The organism is Anaerobiospirillum sp. NML120511 (assembly GCF_023050955.1).
In the GTDB taxonomy this organism is placed as follows: domain Bacteria; phylum Pseudomonadota; class Gammaproteobacteria; order Enterobacterales; family Succinivibrionaceae; genus Anaerobiospirillum.
Genome location: NZ_JALKIK010000028.1, coordinates 12,822 through 25,356 on the forward strand (window position 1 = coordinate 12,822; position 12,535 = coordinate 25,356).

Genomic DNA, 12,535 nt, shown 5'->3' on the forward strand with positions numbered 1-12,535 from the left:
GCTGACCACTGCTGCTCAAATGATGTCTTAAGACAGCCGCTGCACAGCACTGCCATTTTTTCTGCTTTATGCAACGTGCATTTGCTGTGGCTGAAGAGCCATGGCTGTCTGAATTTATGATATTTACTGAAACCTTATTCCTGCAGTGGCATCTGCAGCAGCAGATGCATCTGAGGTTATATCTGCACTCGCAACAGCTGCAAAGCGGTCGGGACGTGATGCATTGACAATCTTCGCACCACCGTCATGCACCTGGCGGAGAAAGCAGATGAAAACAACACTCAGGAGAGCTTTACTCCCGGTGAGATGGTCCTGATGGTGCTGTATTTATCTACAGCTGGCCCGGACCTCTCTTACTGTGCCATAAACTGCAGACAGATAGTGCAGCCCTGAAGTTGTTCTGCAGCTGTAAACTACCAGTTAAGGAGCAGCACGCATAATCTTTAAACTTCTAACCACACAGCAAAAGTTTTGCGCTGCAGTCAGATCAGCCTTTGGCCTCCTGCCTCAGTTGCCTTTCTGATTCTTTACTGGCAGCGTTATGAGTGATAAACACCATACATGAGCCAGAATAACAGCGTAAACACAAGTGCAGGATTGCACGTATTTTATGCTCTGATCCCTGTTAGGGGCTGACCTGTCAGGCAAAGATGGCTGTTGTTCTCCTGCAGTACTGTTTTCCCGAAAAAAGGCGCTTTTTCGCACCTGTGTTCGTATCTGAAAGAAAACAGTTACAGTATGCCCCATTATGGCCTGCCAATGGGCGGGGCAGCGTTTACAGAATTATATAGCCTCAACTGGGCAATCGCTGCAGTCATTGTCACATTTTAGCATCACAGTATGTCCAGCTTTGTAAGTCACAAAAACTGAACCGCTGGGTACGGTGTGCATATATTTGCTATCCCGTGCATGTATCAGGGCATTTTGCTGAAATGATAACGTTATCATCATTTCCGATATTTGTATAATAAACTTTCGATTTGTGCATATGTAAATATATTGTCGAACCTTGTCTGACAGGGCGGCTGAACAGCATATTTGCCGTCACTGACTTTCAATGTTTTGCTCAGCTGCTGACAAAGACCGATCTTGCATTAGACCTCATGCCTTACGTGACACGCCATGACATACCGTTGATACGAGCAAGACCTTAAATTCGAGCGGCAGATCATAAAGCTCAGCAATGTTATGGCCATGGTTGTGCAATGGCCATGGCAGAGAGTGCCGTCCGTAACTGACCATGGCTGCCTTGAGACTGTCGAGAGCTGTGAAGTCTCTCTGTGCAGTTGCGAACTGGCCGCAATGACAGTCGCTTGATGGCTGCGATGAGGTTCAAGTGCTGGACGTCAGTGACAGTAACGAGCAGGCGGTGTTCATGGACGTCAGTGACAGTAACGAACAGGCAGTGTTCATGGACGTCTGTGATGACACGCCTGTAACGGTCATACATGAGGCATGCAGCATATCTGTGGACGTTTCGGGGCACCTCAGAGGTTCAGCGGCGGGACCTTGTGACAGATATGAGTTGGCTGATATGTACATGGTCGTGTACAGAGGGCCCATGGTATCTCAGGCTTTACGGGGCACACTTGCACCAGAGGCTCATGGGACAAACTGTGCAACAGGATAATTCCAGGGCAAGTCACTGCATCCAGTGAACACTTGAGCACACCAGTGCATTGCAGTGCAGTGCATTGAGTGGACGGGCATTATCCTGGCTTTTGCCCTGGTGCTGTGCTGCCTGCCGTGCAGGTGAAAATTGGCGCATATGGCCGAAGAAATTCCGGCTGGCAATGATGGGGCGAGCTTGCGTGCACGGGCAATTTGTGAGCCGGGGCAAGCTTTTGTTACTGCAGACAAAAAAGTTACGTCAACATGATCGGCCCTGGTCAGATTAGGCTATAATGAAACCATAAATTCGGGTTATCGTTTACATCCTGATAAACAAGCCATTTTTATATTTTTTGAGCCTGACGGTGAACACAGAGGTAAAACTCTGATGACAGGCATATAAACAGGCCTGACCGGCAGCTGAACCAGCCCTTAAAGCTATCATTATTATGATGCTGTTTCGGGATAGTGTTCGTAAATTTGAGACAGGGTATATGAGCCTTTTTACAGGCTCACAGATGGCTTTAAATCAGGGTGTTCAGTGCCACTGAGGTCAGATGGAGTTTCATGGGCTCCGTAATGCTGTTCCGACTTTTTCCAAGCTTGCAGACCAGCTCACGGAAAGAGTGATAACAATGCGTTAGACTGACAGTTCAGGGCTGTTGCAGATATAAGTTTTACGAAACCGTGTTCGTAAAAGTTTTTATCACTGGCACCGCATTTACAGGCTGTACACACAGGGCCAGCGGTGCATAACGGCACAGAGCCTCCGGCTCTTTGCCCTGTAAAGCAGGAAGGACGCTGCAGCCTGGATTTAGATACGGAGCTCGTCTCCATTACAGCCCCACAGGCTGAACTGCAATCAGACAAAGCTGCAGGGCATAAGCCCGGGCCTGTTACGGTTCAGCAGGCGCAGTGCCGCTGTGGCCGGGCATTATGACAATTCGAGGACAAAGTTAATGGCTACTATTTTAGTTACTGGCGGTGCAGGTTATATCGGTTCTCACACAGTAGTGGAGCTGGTCAAGGCCGGCTACGAGCCAATCATTTTTGACAACTTTTCCAATGCCAAACCGGCTGTATTAGCCCGTATCAAGCAGATTTGCGGCCGCTCCGTTCCTTTCTACAGCGGTGATATCCGTTACTACGATCAGCTGGCTGCTGTCTTCAAGAACCACAAGATTGACGGCGTTATCCACTTTGCGGGCCTCAAGGCCGTAGGCGAGTCCGTCAAGAAGCCACTTGAGTACTACGACAACAACGTCAACGGTTCCCGTGTACTGCTGCAGGTAATGCGTGACTTCAACTGCCACAGCTTTATCTTCTCCTCATCCTCCACCGTATATGGTGAGCCTGATTCCGTACCATTAACCGAGAGCAGCCCGGTCAAGCGCGCCAACTGCCCTTATGGCCAGACCAAGGTTGATGTTGAGTACATGGCTCAGGAGTTACAGGTTGCAGAGCCTGATTTCTCCATCACCCTGCTGCGTTACTTCAACCCTGTCGGTGCCCATGAGTCCGGTCTGATTGGTGAAGACCCACGCGGTATTCCTAACAACCTCATGCCATACCTCACTCAGGTAGCCGTAGGCCGCCTTGAGTGTCTGTCCATCTTCGGTAATGACTACCCAACTCCAGATGGCACCTGTATCCGTGACTACATCCACGTAGTTGACCTGGCCATTGGTCACGTAGCTGCCTTAAAGAACTGCCTGAACAAGCCTGGTGTTCACATCTACAACCTGGGTACCGGTACCGGCTACAGCGTTCTGGACATGGTCAAGGCCTTCTCCAAGGCTATCGGCCGTGAACTGCCACACAAGTTCGCCGACCGTCGTGCCGGTGACGTAGTATGCTGCTACGCCGACCCATCCAAGGCTGAAAAGGAGCTGGGCTGGAAGGCTACCCACACCCTGGATGACATGACCCGTGATGCCTACAACTGGCAGAAGAACAACCCTAACGGTTACGAAGACTAAATACCTCGGGCTAAGCCCTGGCATTGAGAGCTGAAGCTGGTTAAATCAGATGCTGTTCTCACCCTTAAGATACAGGGCATCAGCGCTCCGCTGGGGCGTAGCTGGCTGAAGCCGCGCTGAGCACGTCAGCGTCGCAGCAAAGACAGCACAAGTCACACCAGCTGCGCCTATCAGGAAATGTCCGCTGAGATAACATCCAGCAGACCTGCAGCCGACCTGCAGCACCGGCAGACCAGCATTACCGGAAGACCTGCAATACCGCAAGTATGCGGCGCTGGCAGTAATGCAGGGTATAACTCACCTTACAGCGCATCTGTCGGCGCTGTGTACAGGGTCAGCTCACAGCCTCTAAGGATAATGCTGCTGTGATAAGCAGCCCCGGCCATGTACAGTTGCATTGAACATGCGCAGGCTAACGAGACTGGCCTTTCCCGGCATCCCCCTGCCCGGAAGTAAAATGCACAGGATTATGGACGTGATCAGGACATGATCAGCACCGATTATGTTCAGCAGTATTGATCGTCCATCCTGACTGCTCTTTCCTGTACAGCGGAGAGATTTTGGTTCAGCTGCCCGACCGGCAAAAGCAGTCTGGCAGCTGACACACAGATTAAAAAGGATTTGTTGCCATGAGTAATTTCAACGTTTCTGATCATCCACATCGTCGTTATAACGCTCTGACCGGTGAGTGGATTTTAGTTTCTCCACACCGTGCCAAGCGTCCATGGAATGGACAGGTAGAGAAGTCTGCCAATGAGGTCAAGCCAAGCTATGATCCTGAGTGCTACCTGTGCCCGGGCAATACCCGTGTAAATGGTGATGCCAATCCAAAGTATGAGCACAACTTTGTGTTCACCAACGACTTTGCCGCCTTAATGCCGGACACTCCACTTGACGGTCCTGAGGGCGACGATATCTTCAAGCTGGAGCCAGCCCGTGGCACTGCACGTGTAATCTGTTTCTCAGCTGACCACTCCAAGACTCTGCCTGTTATGGACGTCAAGGAAATCCGTGGTGTAGTTGATTTATGGGCCACCCAGCTGACTGAGCTGTCTGCACAGTACAAGTGGGTTCAGTTATTTGAGAACAAGGGCGCCATCATGGGCTGCTCCAACCCTCACCCACATGGCCAGATCTGGGCCTGCTCCTTCCTGCCTGAGGAAATCACCAAGGAAGTTGAACAGCAGAACAGATATTTTGCAAAGCACGGCCGTCCTTTATTACTCGACTATGCAGAGCGCGAGCTTGAGCTCAAGGAGCGCATTGTTGTTGAGACCAGACACTTTGTAGCTCTGGTTCCTTACTGGGCATTCTGGCCATTTGAGACCATGATTCTGCCTAAGTTCAAGGTAAAGTCCATCAACGAGCTCAACGACGAGCAGCGTGATGATCTGGCTGACTGCATCAAGAAGCTGACCACCCGCTACGACAATCTCTTTGAGTGCTCCTTCCCATACTCCATGGGCTGGCACAATGCTCCAGCTGACGGTGAGCCACACGATGGCTGGCAGCTGCACGCTCACTACTATCCACCTCTTCTTCGTTCTGCAACCGTCAAGAAGTTCGTGGCCGGTTTCGAGCTGCTGGCTGAAAAGCAGCGTGACCTTACTCCAGAGCAGGCGGCTGACCGTCTGCGTAGCCTTGATGAGGTTCACTACACTCTCAAGTAGTACCAGTCAGGCATCTGCAGCATTCTGATTACTACAGCATTCTGATTAATGCAGCGAGCCCGGCATCCTGCCGCACCTCAAAACAGGCAGGATCATCCAGACTTACATGCATCAGCCTCTTGCCTCCGGGCTGATGCTGCAGCACAAAAGCCGGGCTCGCTAAATTTAAATTATCGACACATCGGCCTGACTGAAACCCAGCCAGGCCGATTTTTTTCAGCCCCCTCAAAGGCAAATCCCGCCCCGACCCCTGTCCCTGACATTGGGGAGACAAATTCTGAATTAAGAACCTCATAAGTATCTGATTTAGCAGACAGGCATGATATGGATGTTGTTTGAAACATTATTCAGTGAATGCCTTTAAAACATAAATTTCCTAGTCTAAAGGCTCATGAGCCACTGCAGACTTATTTTTAGTCATAAGAGTCATAATCAAGATAAATATGCGGATTAGGAAATTAATTTTGGTCTCCCCAATGTCAGCGTCCAGTGAGCAACCTGACTTACGGCTCCAAAAGCCTCCCATCATATTCCCCGCACTAATCTGAATCTCAAGCCCAATACTAATCCCAATCCCAACAGCCTGCCAGGCCCCAGCTCTCAGCGCAGCCAAAGCTCCGGCACATTTGACGTTCTAATCCGCAGCTCCATCACAATCTCAAAATCAATCTAAATCACTGTATCCACAGTCATTTCAATTCCCCGTCAGTAAAGTCCTGCTCTTTAAGCTGGCCGGCTTTTATTGGGGGCTGTCAGTCACCAGTCCAGCTCTTATTGGGGCCGTCAGTCTCCATGCCGACTTTTATTGGGGCCGTAAGTCACCAGTCCAGCTCTTATTGGGGCTGTCAGTCACCAGGCCGTCTCAGTTCTGTCAGCGCACAGGATCTCCATACCAGAAGAAATCACAAGAGGCACAGTTATCTCAGACCGGCATACCCAGCAAGGCACCACCGAACAAAGCCTCTGTATCTCCAGTCATGCGTGCGGACCAAGTCAGCATAAGAAAATCAGTTGCAGCTGTGGCAAATGATGCTGCTGAGGGCAACGACAGCCGTTCAAATATCTGCGGATCAGGGCCATGCATAGCATGCTTTACAAAATAAAAATACTTTACCTTAAAATTAGTAAAGCATAATTATTGTCAGAGCGGTAATGCTATATCAACCAGTTTGTAAAGCGTCAGTAATTATGTAAGTGCATGTACACTGATTAAATATTGCGTGAGCGACTGAGGTCAAAAAGCTTGTTTAACTTAATAAAAGCCGCCAGCACCTGAACATGCATCAGTGCCCAAACTTCGTCAGCAGGGCGGAGGCGGAAAAGGTACAGCCAGCTGCAGATTGTAAGCTCACTCAAAGGGCTGGGCCGGACATTATGGCTGTATGGCGGGTTGTCTGCGGATCAGAAATTGTACTGCCAGAGGCCGGGCTCAGGCTGTGAAAAGGTGGCGTGACATAGGCCGAAACCGGCCAAAGCCGGCCGAAGCCCGGCGGTTGCCGGTATGTTTCAGGGGCTTTCAGAGTTGTTATGTTGTTCCTTGATTACCAAACAGACAAAAATGTAATGTTGGGACTATGCTGCAACTGTTTTTGCCTTATAATTAAGCATCACCACAAGTCTGGCATGAGCTATGAGCCATGCTTTTCTTGACATCAGCGTGCTGACTGCAGTCTTTTGCAGAGCCAGGCACGCAGCGTCGACAGCGTATACTGTGCACCTGTCTGTTTTGCAGCCTTAGAGCCTGTGCTCATTTACAGCCAGTGCTCGTTTGGAGCATGTGCTCACCTTCAGGCAGGGTATGAAGCCCGTAAGCTCATACCTGGTTTATGGCCAGTTCCCGACGGAGCGAATAATCAGCCCGGCTGAACTGCCCTTAAGTCGCATACGGACATGTTTAAAGGCTGGCGGCGTTTAAAGGTACATTGTAGTTTGTATGTAAAGTGTCGTCTGATGCCGGTCAGGAATGCCTGTTTACGGCCGCAGACAGAGCTTGCTGATTTCTGATCTGATACTCCCGCAGAGCAATCTGCCTGAGGCCCCGGCAGCTGTAAGCAGCCCGGGCCTTTTAAAGTGCAGATGCTCTAAGAGTTACCTGTGCTTTAAATGGCTTGAGGTCATATGCATCGGTATGCTCAATGGAGCAGGGAGATTAGCAGTGCTGTGACTGATGTTACGGCGGCAAACAGGCTTGAAAAGCAAAGGCATAACAGATCGTAAGACCGGCTTCATGTCCCGGAGCCGCGATGTCCTGGCTCTTATTCCTGTCAGCCCTGCAGCGGCTGTAGAACTGCAGCCCTGCAGCTTCGTCACTACAGTCATGAGGCTGCGGCACTCCAGCCCTGCAGATCAGTGTTTCTGAGCAGCCGAGTGCTCAATGGCCATGCCTGCAGCCGAGCAGAGGCCAGCCATGGAGGAACTGCGTGCCAGGACCTGCCATGGAGGCAATCTGTGCAGGCCCAGCCATGGACGCGATCTGTGCAGGCCCCAGCCATGGACGCGCCTCATAAGGTATCCTTGGCCGGACATATACACAAATCAGTTTAGCCTTTGCCATAAGGCAAATTCCGCAACATCTGCACCAGGCGACGCACCCTCCATACTTATAAGATCTGTTACAGCATGCTTTGTAAAACTTTAAGTCATACAAAGTGCTGACTCTTAAAGGCCAACAGATATACCTGAGCTTAAACGACATCAAAAGCTCTGCTGGCCACATCACTGCGCCACCCCGGTATAAGAGCTTATGGCGCTGCCCGACTCCGGGCACATTCTGACGAACTTTCTTATATCAGCATCAGCTTGCCGTGAGGCAGGCTGTTCTATCTTATTGTTAATTGCTCTTTGCTTTTACTTTACTCTTGCCTTTACCTTCAATTTACCGGCACCTTTACCAGCATATTTGCCCATTTTCATCGCATTACCAGCATCTTTTCCCGTAACCATCCCTTTACCTTTAGCATCTTTATCACTTCTCTGACTTGCAGAGGCACAGACACCTTTATCTGTTCAGCTCTCCAGTTGTGATGCACGCTGGGTGGCTGGCTGTGCATCGTACCGGGCGATAAACAGTATGACTCCAGGCTATGGCGCTGCTGTCTTCAATGACAGGCGCACCTGGCTGCCATGATGGGGCTTAATGGCGACTCTGAAAAATGAGGGAAAACACTGCAAAAGCTGGCAAAAAATGACGAATAGCTGTGTTTTTTAGCTGGTTTTGCGCGTTTTTAGGGGCTTTGGGCGTGTGGCGTGCCACTTTGCGGGGCCGCGTGAGAACCTCACCTGGAGACAGATTGGACAAAATAGTGAGATAGATCGCACTGTTTGTGACTCTGCGCGATCTGTGTCACAAAACGCGCTATACTTAACGTGTAGCCTGTTTTGACAAGGGTTATTGATTGAGCGGTTATCGTCCTTGCAACCGCCATAGTTTTGTATTCAGGCTCAGGCGGCCTGCAGCTGCGATTTGATCTTGCTGCAAGGTCTGCTAAAGGTATTCTTCCAGATACCTCAGGGTCTGAATGGCGCGCTTTATTATGAAAGCGTGACGTTCCGCCGCAGATGCCGGTCATGTTTACTATGCACCTGGTGCGGCACTGTCACACATGGAGCGGATACGTTTTCATGCTGCAGCTTAATGCAGAAGGTGCTGCAGCGATGAGCCACAGTGATGGCTCTGCGACCACATGAGGAAATCGATGTTCAATTTTTCTGCATGTGTAAGCGTTACCACAGATTTGTATGCTGAGGCTGTGCCGTCAGCATGACTGAAGGTCAGCAAACAAAGAAACAGTGTCGGCGCAAGCTGGCACTACAACAACCCCAAGGTGGTTCAGAGACGGCCTGAAAGCGTGGATCTTTCCATCTCATCAGACTGCTCTCTGGCCTGCCTTTTTGCCCGGACTCCTTTAGTCATTTCACAGAAATATCCTTGTACCTGGCCATGACCCAAAACCGGGCTGGCCTTATCCTTCCTGGTCTTTGTACAGCAGGCTGCATCTTACATCTTAAGGCCCCCAGCGGCCCCATACCTGGCAGCCATTCATACCTGAGCTTTTCCAGTCCCCGTCCCTGTTCAAAGGTCACGCATTCACCCTTGCATTCACTGAGCATGAACACTGAACAGTTGAGAGCACTCTTTCCCCATATCTCTGCCTTACTTATACTCGAACTGTAACTAACTGATTCACATACCTGTACCTTGTTAATCCAGGATACAGTACCTTACTAATCCCCGTACCAGTAACCAGAAGCTCTGCCTATGTCTTTGCCTGAGCCTTCCCTGAACCTTTGCCTAAGCCATAGCCGCTTTCATCACACGACCTGACAGACACTGTCCAGCATGGCCTGACGGCTTCATTGCATCAGGCAGAATGACGGGAATACCGGACGTATGCTCTGCCGGTAGCAAGCTCATCAACTGATCCAGGCACGCTTGCGTTGAAAAGCAGGTTCGCCAGCTGACAGCCAGCTTCCCATGCAAAGCTGCAGCTTATCCTGAAAGCATACAGTTCCACGAGCATAAGATCCCATGCCCATAATGGCCAGCCCTCACTGTAGTATGCGGGGCTCATTAAGCAGACAGACACCTCCCGTAAAGCCTTTCCGTACTCAAAAGCCATCCCTGTCAGTGACAGGCGTCTCTTAGCCCCCAGAATCAGCCCGATGCCATAAGCCCATCCTGTCTGGACAGGCAGCGCTTCTATCCGCAATCAGGCCGCTCCCGACAGAACTGGATGCCTGCGCAGGCAGCACAGCTGGAGCAGATGCTGTTAGGGCCCCAAATGCCGTACCTTGTACCTTATACCTTATACAGGGCACTGACGCTCACTGTAAGAGACGTACGCCTCAATATGTTCCTGTGCAGGCAAAGAGCGTTGCAACAGCAGCAAACCCGTCAAACAGCTGCCTGATGTTTGTTAAAGCATGGCAATAGCTGAACCCCTTGCTGTCTCCTTTAGTACCAGCTTTTCATATGTTCATCCAGCAATATATATGTTCGTCGAGCAATATACAGGCGCAGCCATTTATCCTTATACACGTTAGTGCTTTCAGGTGTCTGTAAATCAAGAGGTCAATCCAGAGGTCAATCTATGGTGCGCTCAATGAGCCAGCCCATGGGGTAAATGGGCAATTATGCAGGCCGTGTGTTCATTATCCGGATAATCTGCCTTCCTTGACAGTATTGAGCCTCCTGGCTGCTGCTCGGGAAGAGGCGCTGGGGAATGAGGTACTGGGCTGCAGCGCTGCTTTGTTCAGGCTGTTGGGGATTTGCTGCCGTTTTGGTGTGCTTTTCAGGCAGGGGATGGAGGCTTGCTGCCTGTTGTTCCGGGCTTTTAAGCAGGGGATGGAGCATTGCCGCCTTGCTGCGTTGGGGCAGCAGCCTGTCTGCAGGCTGCAGGGATGAGATGCTGTCAGCTGGTTTCTTTGGGGGCGGGACGGTTGGAGCTGGATTGTGGATGTTATGTTACAAATGTAATTTTCGAATACGTGTTCGTAAAACGAAAAATGTTTGGGGGTTTTGTCGTGTAAAGCTGATAAATATCATGCTTTATCAGGTGTTGTGGGCAGGGTGGTGGGCCGTGATTATTGCGTGTAACTGTTACTTTTTGAGTGAAAAATATGAATGGGCGGGGTAATTTTTTGTGATTTTGCCATGATGGATGGCATAAATACGGGATTTATTGAGGATGTATGACAAGCTGGGCGGCATTTGGGGAGGTTTTTGTCTGCGGGGCTGTTGTTACATGCTGTTACAGGGCCGGTTTTATGCGGGGTTTGGGGCATTTTCAGGCATTATTTGGGCTTTTGTGTGCTGTGAGCCAGGTCAAAAAACACAGCGTGTAAACGTTTTTTTGATAGTATTTGTCGTATAATGGCCTCAAATTCAAAACAGGGGTAAGTGCCTGTTTCTGGTTGTAGTGCCTGCAGGGGACTTCTGAGTCCCGAAGATGAAGGTCTGAGGCCGGCGGGAGCAGCTTTTGTTCTGTTCTGCCATGGCCTGATGTGACCGGATAACATATGCAGGACGGGCCCATGCCCGCAATATCACAGCCCCCGGTGCTTTGCTCTCCGGTGGTACAAAGGCAGGGTGCTGCCTGTTACAGAGGATTAATCATGAGCGATGTTCGTCTTAAGAGTGCTGAGGAATTTGAGCGTCACTTTGGCTGCAAGCCAGAGTATCTTTCCTATGCTCCTGGCCGCGTTAACCTGATTGGTGAGCACACCGACTACAATGACGGCTTTGTGCTGCCATGTGCCATCAAGTACGGCACAGCCATTACCGCCCGTAAGAACGGCACCGACAAAATGCGTCTGCTGGCTGTAGACATCAATCACGACACTGATGAGTTCGTATGCAGCGCTACTTTCAATGCTCATGAGTCCAAGACCTGGTCAAACTACCTGCGTGCCATGACCTCCCTGATTATGGAGAAAGGCCACAAGGTAGAGGGCCTTGATATTGCCATTTCCGGTGATATCCCATTAGGTTCAGGTCTGTCTTCCTCCGCTTCTCTGGAAGTTACCTTCGGTAATCTCTTATCCCAGGTTTTCGGTCTGAATATTCCTCTTCAGCAAATCGCCCTGACCGGCCAGGCCTGTGAGGCCTTAAACGGCTGCAAGTGCGGCATTATGGATCAGACCATCGTAGCCTGCGGCCGCGCCGACAGCGCTCTGTTAATTGACTGCCGCTCTCTTGAGCTCAAGCAGATCAGCGTTCCTGAGAATCTCGACATTCTGATTGTCAATTCCAACGTCAAGCACGCCCTGGTAGGCGGTGAGTACAATGAGCGCCGTGAGCAGTGTGAAAATGCCGCCCGTATTCTGGGTGTCAAGGCTCTGCGCGATGCCACCATGGAAATGCTTGATGCCCACAAGGCTGACATGGACGACGTAACCTACCGTCGTGCCCGTCACGTCATCACTGAGGATGATCGTGTACTGGAGGCTGTAAAGGCCTTTGAGCAGGGTGATCTGGCCAGTCTTGCTACCCTGATGTACGCCTCTCACTGCTCCATGCGTGATGACTTTGAAATCACCATCCCTGAGATTGATGGCCTGGTTGAAATTATCCGTGAGGCCATTGGTGAGAATGCCGCAGTCCGTATGACTGGCGGCGGTTTCGGCGGCAGTGTGGTAGCTGTTGTCGATCCTGCGAAGGTTGACCAGGTCAAGGCTGCCATCGATGCCAAATATGAGGCTCTGGCTGGCCGCAAGGCAACCATTATTGAAACTCATGCCTTTGATGGCGCAACTTTTACAGCTCTGTAAAAGTTT

3 protein-coding genes are annotated in these 12,535 nt (G+C 50.6%); all 3 read left to right on the plus strand.

Features of this window, described 5'->3' with window-relative positions:
- Window positions 1–2,570: 2,570 nt before the first annotated feature.
- Window positions 2,571–3,590: a UDP-glucose 4-epimerase GalE gene (gene galE / locus MXE39_RS08575; RefSeq protein ID WP_246978262.1), complete on the plus strand. Its 1,020-nt coding sequence runs from the start codon at window positions 2,571–2,573 to the stop codon at window positions 3,588–3,590.
- A 629-nt stretch (window positions 3,591–4,219) separates the two neighbouring features.
- Window positions 4,220–5,260 carry a UDP-glucose--hexose-1-phosphate uridylyltransferase gene (locus tag MXE39_RS08580; RefSeq protein WP_246978261.1) on the plus strand — a complete coding sequence of 347 codons (1,041 nt, stop codon included), beginning with the start codon at window positions 4,220–4,222 and terminating at the stop codon, window positions 5,258–5,260.
- A 6,114-nt stretch (window positions 5,261–11,374) separates the two neighbouring features.
- Window positions 11,375–12,529, plus strand: a complete 1,155-nt coding sequence (galK, locus tag MXE39_RS08585) for a galactokinase (protein WP_246978260.1) — start codon at window positions 11,375–11,377, stop codon at window positions 12,527–12,529.
- Window positions 12,530–12,535 lie beyond the last annotated feature (6 nt).

Coding starts and splice junctions, on each gene's coding strand:
- galE (WP_246978262.1), top strand. CDS start 2,571: ATGGCTACTATTTTAGTTACTGGCGGTGCAGGTTATATCGGTTCTCAC.
- galK (WP_246978260.1), top strand. CDS start 11,375: ATGAGCGATGTTCGTCTTAAGAGTGCTGAGGAATTTGAGCGTCACTTT.
- MXE39_RS08580 (WP_246978261.1), top strand. CDS start 4,220: ATGAGTAATTTCAACGTTTCTGATCATCCACATCGTCGTTATAACGCT.